This window comes from Cupriavidus sp. H18C1 (genome assembly GCF_049311595.1).
Taxonomy (GTDB): Bacteria; Pseudomonadota; Gammaproteobacteria; order Burkholderiales; family Burkholderiaceae; genus Cupriavidus; species Cupriavidus cauae.
In genome coordinates this window covers 2,459,271-2,478,285 of sequence record NZ_CP186008.1, presented here as the reverse complement: position 1 = coordinate 2,478,285, position 19,015 = coordinate 2,459,271, and the positions used below count along the sequence as shown (strand labels likewise).

The following is a 19,015-nucleotide window of genomic DNA, read 5'->3' as shown; positions in this document are numbered from 1 at the left end:
CGCGGGACGCTGTCGGCGGATGCCGACAGGCGGGCAAGCAGAACTGACAAAAACAGGCGCGGCGAGCTTGTGCTCGCCGCGCGGACGGAAGGCACATCCCGGCCGGGATACGGCGGGAGACCAGTCCGGGGAGGCGGCCGGCGGCGCGCCTGTCCCGGCACGGGATGCGGACGGAGGACAGCGAGCGGCGTCAATCTCCTCGCTCGCGCGAAAGGCCGGCGGCCGTCATCCGTAGCGCGGCACGGGCGGATGGGGAGCGCCCATCGTGCCCCCGCTGTCGCGGATGCGCGGCCGGCAACCTGCCGGCGATGCGATCGGCTGGCCGAGAGAATCGGCTCGCCGTGGGTCGACGTCGCGCCGTGCTCAGTCCGCCTGCTTGCGCAGGAAGGCGGGGATGTCGTACGTGTCGACACCCTTCTCCTGCAGCGCGGCCACGTGCGCCGACGCGGTTTCGCGCGAGCTGCGGAACACCGCCGGCGTATCGAGGCCGCTGTAGTCCGGCGCGCTGTGCAGCGCCGAGCCATGCTGCAGGCCGGCCATCATCTGCACCGGCATATTGTCGGTACCGGTCTTGAGCAGCGTCATCGGCTGCTGCTTCTTGCTGGCGCGGCCCAGGCCCGTGGCGACCACGGTCACGCGCAGCGCATCGCCCATCGAGTCGTCGTAGACGGTACCGAAGATCACGGTCGCATCTTCCGCGGCATAGCTGCGGATGGTGTTCATGACTTCCTTGGTTTCCGACAGCTTCAGCGAGCGGCTGGCCGTGATGTTGACCAGCACGCCGCGCGCGCCGGACAGGTCCACGCCTTCCAGCAGCGGGCTGGCGACCGCCTGCTCGGCGGCCAGACGCGCGCGATCGACGCCCGACACCGTGGCCGTCCCCATCATCGCCTTGCCCTGCTCGCCCATCACGGTCTTGACGTCTTCGAAGTCGACGTTGACCAGGCCGTCCACGTTGATGATCTCGGCAATGCCGGCCACCGCGTTGTGCAGCACGTCGTCGGCGCACTGGAAGCACTTGTCCATCTCGGCGTCGTCGCCCATCACCTCGAACAGCTTTTCGTTCAGCACGACGATCAGCGAGTCGACGCTGGACTCCAGCTCGGCCGAGCCGTGCTCGGCGACCTTGGCCCGGCGCGCGCCTTCGAAGTCGAACGGCTTGCTGACCACGCCGACGGTCAGGATGCCCATCTCCTTGGCGACCTGCGCCACGATCGGCGCCGCACCGGTACCGGTGCCGCCGCCCATGCCGGCAGTGATGAAGACCATATGCGCGCCGCGCAGCGCGTCGGCAATCTGTTCGCGCGCCGATTCGGCGCAGGTGCGGCCGACCTCCGGCTTCGCGCCGGCGCCCAGGCCCGTATTGCCCAGTTGCAGCACGCGCGAAGCGGTCGAGCGCTTGAGCGCCTGCGCATCGGTGTTCATGCAGATGAATTCGACGCCCTGCACCCCGCGGTTGATCATGTGCTGCACGGCGTTGCCGCCCGCGCCGCCCACGCCGACCACCTTGATGATGGTGCCGTCCTGCATTTCCGATTCGATCATGTCAAAGTCCATCACTGCCTCCGAGAAAAATCAGTCGCCAAACGCTGCGGCCTCCCCGCCGCAACCCTTGGTTCCTGAACAAAGAACCAAAAGAAAGAAACTGCTCCATCAACGCGCCGCGCCCGCCACGGTGGACAGTCGGCGACGGCGCGTCGCCAATTCATGCCGGCCGATCAGAAATTGCCGACGAACCATTCCTTCATGCGCGTCCAGATCTGCTTGACCGAACCGCTCTGCACCGCAACCTTGCGTCCGCGCATCCGTTGCACGCGGCCTTCCAGCAGCAGGCCCATCACCGTCGAGTAGCGCGGGCTCTTGACGACCTCGTGCAGATTGCCGCGGTACTCCGGAACGCCAACCCGAACCGGTTTGAGGAAGATGTCCTCTCCCAGTTCCACCATGCCGGGCATCATTGCGGTGCCGCCGGTGATCACGATGCCGGACGACAGCAATTCCTCGTAGCCCGACTCGCGCACGACCTGATGCACCAGCGAGTACAGCTCCTCGATGCGCGGCTCGATCACCGCCGCCAGCGCCTGGCGCGACAGCGTGCGCGTGCCGCGATCGCCCACGCCCGGCACCTCGATCATTTCCTCCGGATCGGCGATCGCCTGCTTGGCGATGCCGTACTGGATCTTGATGTCCTCGGCATCGGGCGTCGGCGTACGCAGCGCCATCGCGATGTCGTTGGTGATCTGGTCGCCGGCGATCGGAATCACCGCGGTATGGCGGATCGCGCCTTCGCTGAAGATGGCGATGTCGGTGGTGCCGCCGCCGATGTCGACCAGCACCACGCCGAGCTCCTTCTCGTCCTCGGTCAGCACCGCCAGGCTAGACGCCAGCGGCTGCAGGATCAGGTCGTGTACCTCCAGCCCGCAGCGGCGCACGCACTTGACGATGTTCTGCGCCGCGCTGACCGCGCCAGTCACGATATGGACCTTGACCTCCAGGCGGATGCCGCTCATGCCGATCGGCTCGCGCACGTCCTCCTGGCCGTCGATGATGAATTCCTGGGTCAGGATGTGCAGGATCTGCTGGTCGGTCGGAATGTTGACCGCCTTCGCCGTTTCGATGACCCGCGCCACATCGGTCTGGGTCACCTCCTTGTCCTTGATCGCCACCATGCCGCTCGAATTGAACGAACGGATGTGGCTGCCGGCAATGCCGGTGAAGACCTCGGAAATCTTGCAGTCGGCCATCAGCTCGGCTTCCTCGAGCGCCTTCTGGATCGACTGCACGGTGGCCTCGATATTGACCACGACCCCTTTCTTCAACCCCTTGGACTCGGATTGGCCCATCCCGATCACTTCGTAGCTGCCGTCGGGGCGCAATTCCGCGACCACCGCCGCCACCTTCGAGGTGCCGATGTCCAGACCAACCAACAGGTCCTTGTATTCCTTGCTCATCGGGTTTTCTCCGCGTTCTCTTTTCTCAGTCGCGTCGGATTGTTGTTGGAAGCCGGTCCACGCTTCGCGCCATTTGCATTGGCACGGCTGGCGCCGTTCGCATTGCTCGTTCCCTGCTCGCGGGCCTTGGCGGCGGCTGCCGCCTGGGCCTCTGTCAGGAAGCGGACATTGGCTGCCCGGATGGCAAACCCGTTCGGATAGCGCAAGTCCGCGTACTCGATCTGCTTGCCCCACTGCTCCGTCACCTGCGGCCAGGCGATGACGAAACGCTTGACGCGCTCCTCCATCGCCATCCGGTCAAGGTCGGTCTGTTCCCGTCCCAATTCGACCACCATGCCGTTGGACAGCCTGGCCCGCCAGGCATACCGCCCGGACAACGTCACCGCCAGCGGCTCGGCCTTCAACGGCCGGAACCACTCGCGCATGATCTCGAGTTTGTCGACGACATCCGCCTCGCTTCCCGGCGGGCCGTCGAGCGCGAGCAGCCGTGCATCCTCTTCCGCCTCGGCGGGATTGGCCACGAACACCTCGCCATAGGTATTGATCAGCCGCCCGGTATCGGACGCGCCCCAGGTGCCCAGCGCCTCGTGTTCCTCGATCCTGACCGTCAGGCCGCTCGGCCATTCGCGCCGCACGCTGGCCTTGCGCACCCAGGGCACCGACTCGAAGGCCTGGCGCGCGGCGTCCAGGTCCAGCGTGAAGAAGTTGCCCGACAGCTTGCCCAGCGCGTTGGCCCGCACCGCGGGCGCGTTGACGTGGCGCAGCGCGCCGCCGTACATCGGCGCCAGCTCGACATGGGTGATCGCGAACACCGGCCGCTGCGCCAGCCACATCAGGCCGGCCGCGAGCGCCATCACCACCACCACGGCGTAGAGCGTGGTGGCGATCAGGTTCAGCAGGCGTGCGTTGTGCCACATGTCGGTTCGGGGTGCGCGATGGCTTCGTTGTACGGGGTCAGCCGCGGGTTATTCGGGTTTCCAGTGCTCGTTCGGATGCAGGTCCAGCGTCGCCGCGGAGACCACCTGCAGCACGAAGTCCTCGTAGCTGATGCCGGCCGCCCGCGCCGACATCGGCACCAGCGAATGGCCGGTCATGCCGGGCGAGGTGTTCATCTCCAGCAGGTAGGGCTGGCCGTCGGCGGTCAGCATCACGTCGGCCCGCGCCCAGCCGCGGCAGCCCAGCACGCGGAAGGCCTCGACCGCGAGGCTGCGCACGCGCTGCTCCAGCGCCTCGCCCAGGTTCGCCGGGCACAGGTACTGGGTAACGTCCGTGAAGTACTTGTTTTGATAGTCGTAGTTGGCGTCGGGCGCGACGATGCGGATCACCGGCAGCGCCACCGCGTCGCGGCCCTCGCCGACGATCGGGCAGGTCAGCTCGGCGCCGTCGATGAACGCCTCGGCGATCACGTCGTTGTCCAGCGCGGCGGCCTTCTCGTAGGCGGCGCGCATCTGGCTGGCATCCGTGACCTTGGTCAGGCCGATCGACGAGCCTTCCCGCGCCGGCTTGACGATCAGCGGCAGGCCGAGGTCCGCCGCCACCGCGTCGAACTCGCGCTCGGTGCAATCGGCCGTCAGCATCGCGAAGCGCGGCGTCGGCAGCCCATGCGTGCTCCACAGCCGCTTGGTGGCGGGCTTGTCCATCGCCAGCGCGGAGGCCAGCACGCCGCTGCCGGTGTAGGGAATGCCCAGCTGCTCGAGCAGGCCCTGCATGGTGCCGTCCTCGCCGTAGCGGCCGTGCAGCGCGATGAAGACGCGATCGAACCCGGCCGCGGCCAGTTCGGCGACGCTGCGCAGCGCCGGATCGAAGGCATGCGCGTCGACGCCGCGCGATTGCAGCGCGGCCAGCACGCCCTGCCCGGACAGCAGCGAGATTTCGCGTTCGGCCGAACGGCCGCCCATCAGCACGCCGACCTTGCCGAGCGTCTTCGGATCGATTTGGGGATTGGGGACGAAGCTCATGCCTGGCCTCCGGCTTGCGGCACGGCCGCTTGCCCTGGTTGTTGCGACGCTGACGAGGCAGCGGGTTGCGAAGAGGAAGATGCCGCCGATGCCGTGGGAGACGATGCCGACGAGGCCGGCGCCGACAGCGCGGCGGCCTGGCCCGACACCAGCAGGCCCGGCACCGCGCCGATCGTGCCGGCGCCCATCGTCACCACCACGTCGCCCGGACGCGCGGCGTCCAGGATCGACTGCGGCATGTCGTCGATCAGCTCGACGAAGACCGGTTCGACCTTGCCGGCGACCCGCAGCGCGCGCGTCAGCGCGCGGCCGTCGGCGGCCACGATCGGCGCCTCGCCGGCCGCGTAGACCTCGGCCAGCAGCAGCGCGTCGACGGTGCCGAGCACCTTGACGAAGTCCTCGAAGCAATCGCGCGTGCGCGTGAAGCGATGCGGCTGGAACGCCAGCACCAGGCGGCGGCCCGGGAACGCGCCGCGCGCGGCGGCCAGCGTCGCGGCCATCTCGACCGGGTGATGGCCGTAGTCGTCGACCAGCGTGAAGGTGCCGCTGCCGTCCGCGCAGGCGACCTCGCCGTAGCGCTGGAAGCGCCGGCCGACGCCGTGGAATTCGCGCAGCGCCTTGACGATGGCGGCGTCGGGCACCTCCAGCTCGGTCGCGATCGCGATCGCCGCCAGCGCGTTCTGCACGTTGTGCAGGCCCGGCAGGTTCAGCACCACGTCGAGCGGCGGCTCGGCATGGTTGTTCAGCTGGCGCAGCACGGTGAAATGCATCTGGCCGTCGACCGCGCGGGCGTTGACCGCGCGCACCTGGGCGTCCTCGGCGAAGCCATAGCGCACCACCGGCTTGGACACGAAGGGCAGGATCTCGCGCACGTTCGGGTCGTCGACGCACAGCACCGCGATGCCGTAGAACGGCAGCCGCTGCGTGAATTCGATGAAGGCCTGCTTCAGACGGGCAAAGTCATGCCCGTAGGTGTCCATGTGGTCGGCGTCGATATTGGTGATGACCTCGATCACCGGGAACAGGTTCAGGAACGACGCGTCCGATTCGTCCGCCTCGGCGACGATGAAGTCGCCGGTGCCCAGCCGCGCGTTGGCGCCGGCCGAGTTCAGCCGGCCGCCGATCACGAAGGTCGGATCGAGTCCGCCCTCGGCCAGCACCGACGCCACCAGGCTGGTGGTGGTGGTCTTGCCGTGCGTGCCGGCGATGGCGACGCCCTGCTTCAGGCGCATCAGCTCGGCCAGCATCACCGCGCGCGGCACCACCGGAATGCGCTTGGCGCGCGCGGCCAGCACCTCGGGGTTGTCGCCGCTGACGGCGGTCGACACCACCACCGCGTTGGCGCCGGCGATATGCGCGGCGTCATGGCCGTGCATCACCGTCGCGCCGAGCGCGCTCAGGCGTCGCGTCGCGGCGTTGCTGCCCATGTCGGAACCGGACACCCGGTAGCCGAGATTGAGCAGCACCTCGGCGATGCCGCTCATGCCGGCGCCGCCGATGCCTACGAAGTGGATGTTCTTGACGATATGCTTCATGAATCCGTTGCTTGTCGGTGGACCTCGATCCCTCGGTTCCCCGTGCTAATCCTTGGCTAATTCCTGGCCAGCTCGCTGCAGACCTGCGCCACGCGCCGGGTCGCATCCGGCTTGGCGAGTCCGCGCGCACGCTGCGCCATCTCTTTCAATTGCGGCCGCGTCAGCCGGGCGAGCGTCTGCGCCAGCCCTTCCGCGGTCAATGCGTTCTGTTGCACCAGCAGCGCGGCACCCTGTTCCGACAGGAAGCGCGCGTTGGTGGTCTGATGGTCGTCCACCGCATGCGGGAACGGCACGAACAGCGCGGCCACGCCGGCCGCCGCCACTTCCGATACCGTCATCGCGCCGGCGCGGCAGATCACCAGATCGGCGTCGGCATACGCCTGTGCCATGTCGTCGATGAAGGGCACGGCATCGGCCGCGACCCCGGCCGCGGCGTAGTTCGCCCGCAGCGTGTCGATCTGCTTGACGCCGGCCTGGTGCCGCACCAGCGGCCGCTCGCCTTCGGGCAGCAGCGCCAGCGCCTGCGGCACCACCGCATTGAGCGCGGCCGCGCCGAGGCTGCCGCCGACCACCAGCAGCCGCAGCGGACCCTGGCGGCCGTCGTAGCGCGCCGCCGGTTCGGTCAGCGCCGCCACTTCCTCGCGCACCGGATTGCCGGTCCACTCGGCGCCGGGCAGCGTCTGCGGGAACGCGCACAGCACGCGATCGGCGACCTTGGCCAGCACCTTGTTGGCGAGCCCGGCGATCGAGTTCTGCTCGTGCAGCACCAGCGGCCGGCCCAGCAGCGAAGCCATCATGCCGGCCGGGAAGGTGATATAGCCGCCCATGCCGAGCACCACGCTCGGGCGCACCCGGCGCAGCGCGCCGATGCTCTGCCAGAACGCGCGCAGCAGGTTCAGGGGCAGCAGCAGCTTGGTCAGCAGCCCCTTGCCGCGCAGCCCGCCGAACTGGATGAACTCCATCGGGATGTCGTGCTTCGGCACCAGGGTCGCTTCCATGCCGGTGCGGTTGCCGAGCCAGACCACGCGCCAGCCCTGCGCGCGCAGCGCATGCGCGACGGCGAGCCCCGGGAACACATGGCCCCCCGGTGCCGCCCGCCATCACGAGCAGGGTGCGTGGCTGCGTGGAACTCATACCTTCCCTCCACGCATCAACACGCTGTTTTGGCTTCGGCCGCTTCGCTTGACTTCCTGCTGGCGCAGGAAGTTAGCCTGCGCCGAAATCGGGCGTTGCTGCGTTCCGGTCATACCTTCCCTCCACGCATCAACACCCGATTTTCGTAATCGATACGGAGCAGCAGCGCCAACGCGACGCAGTTCATCAGGATCCCCGAACCGCCGTAGCTGACCATCGGCAGCGTCAGGCCCTTGGTCGGCAGCAGGCCCAGGTTCACGCCCATGTTGATGAAGGCCTGCCAGCCGATCCAGATGCCGATGCCCTTGGCGACCAGCCCGGCGAAGGTGCGGTCCAGCTGCAGCGCGGTGCGGCCGATCGAGAAGGCGCGGCGCACCAGCCAGTAGAACAGCACGATCGCGGTCAGCACGCCGATGAAGCCGAGCTCCTCGCCGATCACGGCCAGGATGAAGTCGGTATGCGCCTCCGGCAGGTAGTGCAGCTTCTCGATGCTGCCGCCGAGCCCCACCCCGGCCCATTCGCCGCGGCCGAAGGCGATCAGCGAATGCGTCAGCTGATAGGCCTTGCCGAGCGCGTATTCCTCGCGCCAGGGATCGAGATAGGCGAAGATCCGCTCGCGCCGCCACGGCGACACCGCGATCAGCAGCGCGAAGGTGCCCACCGCGATCGCCACCAGCGCGCCGAACAGCTTGCCGTTGACGCCGCCGAGGAACAGGATGCCCATCGCCACCGCGGCGATCACCAGGAAGGCGCCCATGTCGGGCTCGAGCAGCAGCAGCATGCCGACCACCGCCACCGCGACGCCCATCGGCAGGAAGCCCTTGCCCAGGCTCTGCATCCACTCCTGCTTGCGCACCGTGTAGTTGGCCGCGTACAGCACCACCGCCAGCTTCATCAGCTCGGACGGCTGGAAGTTCATCAGGCCCAGCGGAATCCAGCGGCGCGCGCCGTTGACGCCCTTGCCGATGAAGGGCACCAGCACCAGGATCAGCAGGATCAGCGCCAGCACGAACAGCTTGGGCGCATAGCGGTCCCAGTACTTGACCGGAACCTGGAAGGCCAGCAGCCCGACGCCGAGCCCGATCAGCAGCGAGAACGCATGGCGGATCAGGAAATGGCTCTCGCGGTAATTGGCGAAGCGCGGCGAATCGGGCAGCGCGATGGTGGCCGAATAGACCATCACCAGGCCGAGCGCCAGCAGCACGATCGCCACCCACAGCAGCGGCTGGTCGTACTCCATCATCCGCGAGCGGGTCGGCTTGACGCCCGACACCGCATCGCGCAGCCCTTCCCAGGCATTGCCGATGGTCGCGCCGACGATGGTCGCGCCGACGAAGCCGCTGCGCTTGGCCTGGCGCTCTGCGTGCATCTCGCTCATGGCATGATCCCCCGGGACAGCGCCAGTTCTTCCACCGCGGCGCGGAACACCTGCGCGCGGTGCACGTAATTGCGGAACATGTCCAGGCTCGCGCAGGCCGGCGACAGCAGCACCACGTCACCCGCCTGGGCCTGTTCGGCGGCCAGCCGCACCGCCGCTTCCAGCGCGCCCTCGTCCGAGCCCGCGTCGAGCAGCGCCACGCCGGTGCCTTCGAGCGCCGCGCGCAGTTCGCCGGCGGCCTTGCCGATCAGCACCACCGCGCGCGCGTACTGCGCGACCGGCGCCGCCAGCGGCGAAAAGTCCTGGCCCTTGCCCTCGCCACCGGCGATCAGCACCACGCGCTTGTCCAGCCCGGACAGCGCGGCGACGGTCGCGCCGACATTGGTGCCCTTGCTGTCGTCGAAGTACTCGACGTCATCGATGGTGGCAATCCATTCGACCCGGTGCGGCTCCCCGCGGTATTCGCGCAGGCCGTGCAGCAGCGCGTTCAGCGGCAGGTCGATGGCGCGGCACAGCGCCAGCGCCGCCATCGCGTTGGTGGCGTTGTGCATGCCGCGGATATGCAGCGCGTCGGCCGGCATCAGGCGCTTGTGCCGCACCGGCACCGGCGCGGCCTCGTCGCCCGCGGCGCTCTTGCGGCGGCGCGGCTTCGCCTCGTCGGCCTCGCCGTCGGGCTCGGCCAGCACCAGCCAGGGCATGCCGCCCTCGCGCAGGATGCCGAAGCTGCCCGGCACTTCGGGCAGGTCGGTGCCGAAGGTCACCGGGACCGTGCCCGGGCGCGCCATCTCCATCGTCAGGCGGTCGTTGCGGTTGAGCACCTGCACACAGCGGGCACCGTCGGCACCGTCGGCGCCCACGGCTTGCGGCCCGAAGATGCGCTGCTTGGCGGCCGCATAGGCGTGCATGGTGCCGTGCCAGTCCAGGTGGTCCTGCGTGACGTTGAGCACCGCGGCCGCGTGCGGCGCCAGCGTATGCGTGGTCTCCAGCTGGAAGCTCGACAGCTCCAGCACCCAGACCTCGGGCAGCGTCGCCGAGGCGATGCAGGCCGACAGCTTGTCCAGCGCCGACGGGCTGATATTGCCGGCGACCGCGACGGTCTTGCCGGCGCGCTCGACCAGCCGGCCGGTCAGCGCGGTGGTGGTGGTCTTGCCGTTGGTGCCGGTAATCGCCAGCAGCTTCGGCGCATAGCCCGCTTCCGCCTGCAGGTGCGCCAGCGCGCGCGCGAACAGTTCGATCTCGCCCCACACCGGGATGCCGCGCTCGCGCGCCGCGTCCAGCAGCGCGCCGGTATCGGGCTCGGCGGGCGACAGGCCCGGGCTGATCGCGATCAGCGCGATGCCGTCGAGCAGCGCCGGCAGGGCGGACGCAAAGGCGGCGCCGCCGACGAATTCGGCCGAGGGCAGCTCGGCCTGCAGGAAGGCAAGATTGGCGGGCGCCGGACGCGTGTCGGCGACGCGCAGCGCGCAGCCATACCGGCCGCACCAGCGCGCCATCGCCAGGCCCGATTCACCGAGGCCCAGTACCAGCACATGAGGGGTCTGCAACTCGCCAAACACTTCGTTTCCTGCCTTTGATTTCCTGTCGTCGATTCAACTTGCCGGTCTGCGTTCCGCCTGTGCGCCTCAGCGCAGCTTCAGCGTCGACAGCCCGATCAGCACCAGCAGCAGCGTGATCACCCAGAAGCGGACCGTCACCTGCGTTTCCTTCCAGCCGCTCAGCTCGAAATGGTGGTGCAGCGGCGCCATGCGGAACAGCCGCCGCCCTTCGCCATAACGGCGCTTGGTGAACTTGAACCAGGTGACCTGCAGCATCACCGACACCGTCTCGGCGACGAACACGCCGCCCATCACGAACAGCACGATCTCCTGGCGCACGATCACGGCGATGGTGCCGAGCGCCCCGCCCAGCGCCAGCGCGCCGACATCGCCCATGAACACCTGCGCCGGATGCGCGTTGAACCACAGGAAGGCCAGGCCCGCGCCGGCCATCGCCGAGCAGAAGATCAGCAGCTCGCCGGCGCCCGGGATATGCGGGAACAGCAGGTACTTGCTGTAGACCGCGTTGCCCATCACGTAGGCGAACACGCCGAGCGCGCTGCCGACCAGCACCACCGGCATGATCACCAGACCGTCGAGGCCGTCGGTCAGGTTGACGGCGTTGCTCGAGCCGACGATGACGAAATAGGTCAGCACGATGAAGCCGGCCACGCCCAGCGGGTAGCTGACTTCCTTGAAGAAGGGCACCAGCAGGTTCGACTTGTAGGGCATGTCCAGCGACAGCCCGCCCTCGACCCAGCTCAGGAACAGCTCCCACACCTTGACGTTGCTGGCCTCGGAAATCGAGAAGGCCAGATAGACCGCGGCCACCAGCCCGATCAGCGTCTGCCAGAAATACTTCTCGCCGCTGGACATGCCGCGCGGGTCGCGATAGACGACCTTGCGGTAGTCGTCGACCCAGCCGATCGCGCCGTAGCCGAAGGTCACCAGCATCACCACCCAGACGAAGCGGTTGCCCCAATCGCACCACAGCACCGTCGAGATGCCGATCGACAGCAGCACCAGCACGCCGCCCATGGTAGGCGTGCCGGACTTGACCAGATGGGTCTGCGGGCCGATCGTGCGCACCGCCTGGCCGATCTTCATCTCGGTCAGCTTGCGAATCACCCACGGACCCAGCGCGAGGCCGATCACCAGCGCCGTGAGGTTGGCCATCACGGCGCGGAAGGTCAGATAGTTGACGACCCGCAGGAAGCTGTAGTCATCTTGCAGCCATTGGGCCAGGGCCAATAACATCGTTCTTCGTTTTCCTGTCTGCTGCCGCCGCCCTCGTTCAGGGGCCTGGCGGCCAATTCCAATCAATCGTTAAGCTTCACACAACCGTTCAGTCTCAACCCTTGTTCGCCGCCCCGGCCGATCCGGCCGAACCAGCCGACCCGGCCGGCGGCGTCACCAGCGCGTCGACCATGCGCTCCATCCGCATGAAGCGCGAGCCCTTGACCAGCACGGCGCTGGCCCGCGCGACGGTGCCGTCGGCATCGGCGGCCAGCGTCGCCGCCAGCGCGTCGGCGCCGGCAAAGTGCCGGGCGCCTTCGCCGAAGGCCTGCACCGCGTGCGGCGAGGCCTCGCCGGTGGCCCACAGCGTCTCGATGCCGCGCGCGCGCGCATAGGCACCGATCTCGGCGTGGAACGCCGGACCCTGATCGCCGACCTCGCCCATGTCGCCGATCACCAGCACGCGCGGCGCGGCGAAGCCGGCCAGCACGTCGATGGCGGCGCGCATCGAGTCCGGGTTGGCGTTGTAGGTGTCGTCGATCACCACGGTGCCGGCCGCGGCGCGCTTGACCTGCAGCCGGCCCTTGACCGGCGCGAAGCCGGCCAGGCCGCGCTGGATCGCCTCGATGTCGACGCCGGCGGCCAGCGCGCAGGCGATCGCCGCCAGCGCGTTGCGCACGTTGTGCGTGCCGAGCAGCGCCAGCCGGACCTCGAAGGCGCGCCCGGGCGCGCGTACCTGCAGCCGCTGCACGCCGTCGTCGAGGGTGACTTCGGCGGTCACGTCGGCCTGGCTTGCGTTGCCGCCTTCGGCCAGGCCGAAGGTCAGCACCGGCCGGCCGCCGGCCGCGGCGCGCCAGATGCCGGCATGCGCGCCGCCGCTGGCCGCGTCGAGCGGGAACACCGCGGTGCCGTCGGCCGGCAGCGCGGCCAGGATGCTGGCGTGCTCGTGCGCGACGGCCTCGACGCTGACCATGAATTCCTGGTGCTCGCGCTGCGCGTTGGTGATCACCGCCACCGTGGGCTGCGCGATCGCCGCCAGCGTCGCGGTCTCGCCCGGATGGTTCATGCCGAGCTCGAGCACCGCCAGCCGGTGGCTCGGACGCAGGCGCAGCACCGTCAGCGGCAACCCGATGTCGTTGTTCAGGTTGCCGCCGGTGGCCAGGCGCTGCGGCTCGCCCACCGCCGCGGCGAAGATCGCCGCGATCATTTCCCTTGACCGTGGTCTTGCCGTTGCTGCCGGTCACCGCGACCGTCGGCAGCGTGAATTGCGCGCGCCAGCCGGCGCCGAGCTGGCCCAGCGCGACGCGCGTATCCTGCGCGACGATCGCCGGCAAACCCGGCGCCGCGGCGCCGATGTCGCGCTCGACCAGCACCGCGGCGGCGCCTTCGCTGCCACGTCGGCAATGAAGTCGTGCGCGTCGAAGCGTTCGCCGCGCAGCGCGACGAACAGATCGCCGGGCTCGACGGTACGGCTGTCGGTATGCACGCGGGTGAACCGCCGCGCGCCATCGCCTTCGATGCGCGCGCCGGCGATCCAGCCCGCGGCCTGCTGCAGGTCGGTCATCGTCTGTTCTGGTTGGGCCATCGCCGTCATGCCGGTGCTCATGCTCGTACTCATGCCGATACTCCGCGCGCCGCCAGCGCCAGGCGCACATGCTCGCGATCGGAGAACGGCCGCTTGCGGCCCTGGATTTCCTGCGTGGCCTCGTGGCCCTTGCCGGCCACCAGCACCACGTCGTTCGCGCCGGCATGCTTGACCGCGTAGAGGATGGCCGCGGCGCGGTCCTCGATCTGGCGGCCGCGGCGGAAGTCCTGCATGCCGTCGGCGATCGCATCGAGGATCGCCTGCGGGTCCTCGCTGCGCGGGTTGTCGCTGGTCAGCACCACCTCGTCGGCCAGGCGCTCGGCCACCGCGCCCATCTGCGGACGCTTGCCCGGATCGCGATCGCCGCCGCAGCCGAACACGCACCACAGCCGGCCTTGGCGCGCCGCCACCACCGGACGCAGCGCATTCAGCGTCTTCTCCAGCGCGTCGGGGGGTATGCGCGTAGTCGACCACGGCCAGCGGCCCTTCGTGTCCGCCGAACAGCTCCATGCGGCCGTCGACCGGGCGCAGCGCGCGCAGCGCGGCCAGCGCCGCGTCCCAGCCGACGCCGTTGGCCAGCGCCGCGCCGAGCACGGCCAGCAGATTGCTGACGTTGAACTCGCCGATCAGCGGCGTGGCGACCTCGGCGCTGCCGAAGCTGCCGTCCACCTTGAACACGGTGCCGGTCGGGGTCGCCGTCACGCCGGTGGCGCGCAGCCATGCCGCGCCGCCGCTGAAGCCGGTCGGGCCGGCGGGGCCGCCGATGCCGTATTCGATCACCTGCCGCGCCGCCATGCCGCCCGCCAGCAGGCGCCGGCCCATCGCGTCGTCGCGGTTGATCACCGCGGCCTGCAGCTTCGGCCAGTGGAACAGCAGCGTCTTGGCCGCCTCGTACTCGGCCATGCTGCCGTGGTAGTCGAGGTGGTCCTGGGTCAGGTTGGTCAGCACCGCCACCTGGAACGGCGTGCCGGCGACGCGGCCCTGCTCGAGGCCGTGCGAGGACACTTCCATCGCCACCGCGGCCGCGCCGGCGGCATGCAGCTCGGCCAGGCTGTCCTGCAGCTGCACCGCGTCGGGCGTGGTGAAGCCGGTGTGCTGCAGCGCGTCCGGAAAGCCGCTGCCCAGCGTGCCGATGGTCGCGCAGCAGGTACCGGTGGCCTGCAGCACGCGTGCGAGCCACTGGCTGCACGAGGTCTTGCCGTTGGTACCGGTGATGCCGGTGATCGCCAGCCCGCGCGCCGCGTTGCCGTACCACGCGGCGGCGATCGGCCCGGCCAGCCGCTCCAGCCCCTCGATCGGCAGATGCGGCACGGCGTCGCCATGCGGCCACTCGTAGCCGCGGCTCTCGTAGACGACCGCCGCGGCGCCGCGCGCGAGCGCCTCGCCGATATAGGGGCGGCCGTCGGTCGACAGGCGCTGGTTGCCGAGCACATAGGCGAAGAAGACATCGCCCTGGCGCAGCCGGCGCGTGTCGCCGGTCAGGCGGGCGGTATGACCGGACTGCTGGCCCGACTGCTGGCCGGCGTGCTGGCGCAACCAGGCCGCTGCCTTGGCAGCGGCCTGTTCGAGGGCGGCGTGCTTGCTGCGAGCGGTCATCGGGTGGTGCTCCCGGGTCCGCGGGCGGACAGGGCTTCGGGCGGCGTATCGGGCAGGGTCTCGGGCACGCTCTCGGTGACCACCAGTTGCCGGATCGGCGAATCGGGCTGCACGTTCAGCGCGCGCAGCGTGCCGCCGGTGATCGCGGCGAACACCGGGCCGGCGACGGCGCCGCCATAGTGGCTGCCCGAGGTCGGCTCGTCGACGCTGACCGCGACGATGATGCGCGGGTTCGACATCGGCGCCAGGCCAATGAACGAGGCGCGGTACTTGCTGCGGTCGTAGCCGCGGCCGACGTGCTTGTAGGCGGTGCCGGTCTTGCCGCCGACTCGGTAGCCCATCACCTGGGCCTGGGTCGCGGTGCCGCCCGGCGCCGTCACCATTTCCAGCATGCCGCGCACATCGCGCGCGACCTGGGGCGAGATCACGCGCTCGCCGCTGGCCGGGCCGTCGGTGCGGAACATCGTGATCGGAATCAGCTCGCCGTCGTGGGCGAAGATCGTATAGGCGTGCGCCATCTGCATCAGCGACACCGACAGGCCGTAGCCGTACGACATGGTGGCCTGCTCGATCGGCCGCCAGCTCTTGTACGGACGCACGCGGCCGGCGGCGGCGCCGGGGAAGCCGAGCTTGGGCGCCTGGCCCAGGCCCAGGCTGGTGAACATGTCCCACATTTCCTGCGGCTTCATCAGCATCGCCATCTTGATGGTGCCGATGTTGCTGGACTTCTGGATCACGCCGGCGACGGTCAGCGGGCCGTAGTTGTGGGTGTCGGAGATCGTCGCGCGCTCGAAGGTGTAGCGGCCTTCGGTCTGGAACACCGTCGACGGCGTCACGCGCTTGAGCTGCAGCGCGAGCGCGGCGGTGATCGGCTTCATCATCGAGCCCGGCTCGAAGGTGTCGGTCAGCACGCGATTGCGCAGCTGCTCGCCCGACAGGCGCGCGCGGTCGTTCGGGTTGTAGCTGGGCCAGTTGGCCAGCGCCAGCACCTCGCCGGTCTGCGCGTCGAGCACCACCGCGCTGGCGGCCTTGGCCTTGCTGCGCTCGGCCACCGCCTTGACCTCGTTGAAGGCCAGGTACTGGATCTTGGCGTCGATCGACAGCTGCAGGTCCTGGCCGTCGCGCGGGCTGCGCAGCACGCCGATGTCCTCGACCACGCGGCCGAGCCGGTCCTTGATGACCTGGCGCGCGCCGGCCTTGCCGGCCAGCACGCCTTCGCGCGCCAGTTCCATGCCTTCCTGGCCGCGGTCCTCGACGTTGGTGAAGCCGACGATATGGGCCATCGCCTCCCCCTTCCGGGTAGAAGCGCTTGTACTCGCCGCTCTGGTGCACGCCATCGATCTTCAGCGCGGCGATCTTCTCGGCCACGTCGGGCAGCACCTGCCGCTTCAGGTAGACGAAGCTCTTGTCCTCGGTCAGCTTCTTGCGCAGGTCCTTCTCGGACATGTCGAGCAGCCGGGCGAGCTGGCGCAGCTTGCCGGCATCCAGGCTCGACGGCACGTCCTCGGGCACCGCCCAGATTGCCTTGACCGGCAGGCTGGTGGCCAGCACCAGGCCGTTGCGGTCGAGGATCTTGCCGCGCGTCGCGGGCAGCTCGAGCGTGCGCTGGAAACGCTTCTTGCCCTCGGCCTCGTAGAACTGGTTGCCCGGGCCCTGGATCCACAGCGCGCGCATCGCCAGCGCGACGAAGGCCGCGAACATCAGGAACACCACCAGCTTGGAGCGCCACATCGGCAGGCGCAGGCCGAGCACCGGGCTGGCCGAGAACTGGCCGGAGCGCGGACGGGTGGCGGCCGGCCGCGCGTTGCGCGGGCGGTGCAGGCTCGGGCGGGCCATCGTCATGGACGCGCCTCCGCGGCGTTGCGCTGCTGCGTTTCGGCACCGTTGGCACCGTTGGCACCGTTGGCACCATTGGCGCCATTGGCACCGGCGGCACCGTTGGCGGCCTCGCCTTCGGTGCGCGGCAGCACGATGCCCTGCAGGTATTGGGTACGGCCGGGGCTGACCGGCGACATCTTCAATTGCGCGCGGGCCGCCTCGGCGATGCGCGCGCTCTTGGACAGCGCGCTCTGCTGGTATTGCAGCCGCGACCAGTCGGTCTCGAGCTGGCGCTCCTCGGACTGCGCGCGCTCGAGCGCGACGAACAGCGTGCGCGCCTCGTGCTGGGCGCTGACCAGCGACAGCGCGCACAGGATCAGCGCGCCGAGCAGGAAGAAGGTCAGGCGGTTCATGCGCGCGCCCCACCCTGCGGCGCGGCGGGCGCCAGTTTTTCAGCGACGCGCATCACGGCCGAGCGCGCGCGGGGATTGTCGGCGGTCTCCTGGGCACCGGGCTTGACCCGGCCGAGCAGCTTCATGGTGGGCTGGGGCAGGTCGGCCGCGCGCAGCGGCGCGCGCCGCAGCGCCGGATCGGCGTCCTGCTGCGGGCGTGCGTGCGCCTGCATGAACCGCTTGACGATGCGGTCCTCCAGCGAATGAAAGCTGATCACCACCAGCCGTCCCCCCTACCTCGAGCAGATCGTAGGCCGCGCTCAGACCGCTTTCGAGGTCCGCAAGCTCTTGATTGATGAAAATCCGTAGAGCCTGAAAGGTGCGGGTCGCAGGGTCCTGACCCTTCTCGCGTGTCTTGACGGCTTTCGCCACGAGCGCGGCAAGGTCGGCAGTAGTGGCGAGGCGTCCGCCATCGCCGGGTTCGCTCCGGCGAGCAACAATCGCCTTTGCAATCTGTACAGCAAACCGTTCTTCCCCATAGTCTCGTATCACCCTCGCGATGTCCTGCTCGTCGGCCTGCGCCAGCCACTCGGCGGCAGTGATGCCGCGCGTGGTGTCCATGCGCATGTCGAGCGGGCCCTCGAACCGAAACGAAAACCCCCTCGCTGCGTCGTCGATCTGGGGCGAGCTGATCCCCAGGTCGAGCAGCACGCCCGCCACCTTCGCGCCGGCCAGGCGCTCGCCCATGGCGGCGAAGCTCGCGTGCTCAATAGAGAAGCGGGCATCCTTGATGGTGCCCGCTTCTGCGATTGCTGCCGGATCCTTGTCGAAGGCGACCAGTGCCCCTTCGGGTCCCAGCCGCGCCAGCACGGCCCGGCTGTGCCCTCCCCTGCCGAAGGTGCCGTCCACGTAGACGCCGTCGGGCCGCCACACGAGCGCATCGACGGCTTCGTCCAGCAGCACGGTGCGATGGCGCAGGGGGGTGGGCCCCGGCGTACGGGTCGGTTCCATAACCACTTCAGAAAGAGAAGTTCTTCAATGCTTCAGGCATGCCCTGGGCCATCGCCTGCTGTTCCTTGGCGGCGTAGGTCGCGGCATCCCAGACCTCGAAATGGCTGCCCATGCCGAGCAGCATCACTTCCTTGTCCAGCATGGCGGCGCTGCGCAGCTCCGGCGCGATCAGCACGCGTCCGGCGCTGTCCATTTCGACGTCGGCGGCATTGCCCAGAAAAATGCGCTTCCACCAGTGCGCGTCCATCGGCAACGCCGCAATCCGTGTGCGAAAGGTTTCCCATTCCGGCCGGGGAAAGAGCAGCAGGCATCCATCCGGGTGCTTGGTCAGCGTCACCCGGCCCTCGGCCTGTTGTTGCAGCGCTTCCCGGTGCCGCGTCGGAATGGACATCCGACCCTTGGCATCGAGGGAGAGCGCCGATGCTCCCTGAAACAAGTTCACCCCCGTCCCGCGCCTGCCTTCGGCGGCTTGGCGTGGCGTTGACTGGTCCGCTTCGGCTAGTGCACATCATCCCACACCGAAGCCCTTTCTTCACACAAAAATACACTTCCTCACACTATTCCCCACTTTAGAGGAAGCCTATTGGCGGGTCAAGGCTCGTCAACGGTGCCAAAAGGCGTTTTTCGGAATCAGAACAAAGACTTAGCGCAGGGCGAGCGCGCACCAGGAAGGTGAATTCCTAATGAAATGAAGGTCTTAGGGGAGAAAGCCGAGAAACCACCTGAGAACTACGCGGGGAGAAGTCGCTGGCGCAAGGAAATACCGCGGTCCCGAGCCCGGCCAAAGGATACAACGATTCGATGCCGAGAGCCGCTGGGGAGAGCCCGCGCCGCGCGCCGGCCAAAGCGGTGCGGCGCGCCGTGCGGGTCGGTGACGGGACCGTCG

10 protein-coding genes and 5 pseudogenes are annotated in these 19,015 nt (G+C 69.0%); all 15 read right to left on the bottom strand.

From position 1 onward, the window contains the following. Positions 1-363: 363 nt before the first annotated feature. Positions 364-1,557 carry a cell division protein FtsZ gene (gene ftsZ / locus OJJOAM_RS11520; RefSeq protein WP_422648026.1) on the bottom strand — a complete coding sequence of 398 codons (1,194 nt, stop codon included), beginning with the start codon at positions 1,555-1,557 and terminating at the stop codon, positions 364-366. A gap of 161 nt (positions 1,558-1,718) precedes the next feature. Then, entirely contained in the window at positions 1,719-2,951 is a 1,233-nt protein-coding gene (gene ftsA, locus OJJOAM_RS11515) for a cell division protein FtsA (RefSeq protein ID WP_149316571.1), read from the bottom strand. After that, on the bottom strand, positions 2,948-3,868 hold the full coding sequence (locus OJJOAM_RS11510; RefSeq protein WP_422648025.1) for a cell division protein FtsQ/DivIB: 921 nt from the start codon (positions 3,866-3,868) through the stop codon (positions 2,948-2,950). The genes ftsA and OJJOAM_RS11510 overlap by 4 nt, the downstream gene beginning before the upstream one ends. Before the next feature lie 48 nt (positions 3,869-3,916). Then, positions 3,917-4,909 (bottom strand): D-alanine--D-alanine ligase, encoded by a 993-nt coding sequence (locus OJJOAM_RS11505; RefSeq protein WP_422648024.1) that lies wholly within the window; start codon positions 4,907-4,909, stop codon positions 3,917-3,919. After that, complete coding sequence (murC, locus tag OJJOAM_RS11500) at positions 4,906-6,444, bottom strand: UDP-N-acetylmuramate--L-alanine ligase (protein ID WP_422648023.1); 1,539 nt, start codon at positions 6,442-6,444, stop codon at positions 4,906-4,908. Before murC ends, OJJOAM_RS11505 begins: the two co-directional genes overlap by 4 nt. A gap of 56 nt (positions 6,445-6,500) precedes the next feature. Continuing rightward, positions 6,501-7,578, bottom strand: a pseudogene (murG, locus tag OJJOAM_RS11495) (undecaprenyldiphospho-muramoylpentapeptide beta-N-acetylglucosaminyltransferase). A gap of 109 nt (positions 7,579-7,687) precedes the next feature. Beyond that, on the bottom strand, positions 7,688-8,956 hold the full coding sequence (gene ftsW / locus OJJOAM_RS11490) for a putative lipid II flippase FtsW (protein ID WP_422648022.1): 1,269 nt from the start codon (positions 8,954-8,956) through the stop codon (positions 7,688-7,690). Continuing rightward, positions 8,953-10,512 (bottom strand): UDP-N-acetylmuramoyl-L-alanine--D-glutamate ligase, encoded by a 1,560-nt coding sequence (gene murD, locus OJJOAM_RS11485; protein WP_422648021.1) that lies wholly within the window; start codon positions 10,510-10,512, stop codon positions 8,953-8,955. The genes ftsW and murD overlap by 4 nt, the downstream gene beginning before the upstream one ends. A 66-nt stretch (positions 10,513-10,578) precedes the next feature. Then, entirely contained in the window at positions 10,579-11,748 is a 1,170-nt protein-coding gene (gene mraY / locus OJJOAM_RS11480) for a phospho-N-acetylmuramoyl-pentapeptide-transferase (RefSeq protein WP_023264842.1), read from the bottom strand. A 94-nt stretch (positions 11,749-11,842) separates the two neighbouring features. Next, positions 11,843-13,291: pseudogene (locus OJJOAM_RS11475) on the bottom strand (UDP-N-acetylmuramoyl-tripeptide--D-alanyl-D-alanine ligase). Between the two features lie 50 nt (positions 13,292-13,341). Next, a pseudogene (locus tag OJJOAM_RS11470) lies at positions 13,342-14,908 on the bottom strand (UDP-N-acetylmuramoyl-L-alanyl-D-glutamate--2,6-diaminopimelate ligase). Beyond that, positions 14,905-16,750: pseudogene (locus OJJOAM_RS11465) on the bottom strand (peptidoglycan D,D-transpeptidase FtsI family protein). The pseudogenes OJJOAM_RS11470 and OJJOAM_RS11465 overlap by 4 nt, the downstream one beginning before the upstream one ends. Beyond that, on the bottom strand, positions 16,747-17,139 hold the full coding sequence (gene ftsL, locus OJJOAM_RS11460) for a cell division protein FtsL (RefSeq protein ID WP_422648020.1): 393 nt from the start codon (positions 17,137-17,139) through the stop codon (positions 16,747-16,749). The pseudogene OJJOAM_RS11465 and the gene ftsL overlap by 4 nt, the downstream one beginning before the upstream one ends. After that, positions 17,136-18,129: pseudogene (gene rsmH / locus OJJOAM_RS11455) on the bottom strand (16S rRNA (cytosine(1402)-N(4))-methyltransferase RsmH). Before rsmH ends, ftsL begins: the two are co-directional and overlap by 4 nt. A 7-nt stretch (positions 18,130-18,136) precedes the next feature. Further along, positions 18,137-18,565 carry a division/cell wall cluster transcriptional repressor MraZ gene (gene mraZ / locus OJJOAM_RS11450; RefSeq protein WP_006577764.1) on the bottom strand — a complete coding sequence of 143 codons (429 nt, stop codon included), beginning with the start codon at positions 18,563-18,565 and terminating at the stop codon, positions 18,137-18,139. Positions 18,566-19,015 lie beyond the last annotated feature (450 nt).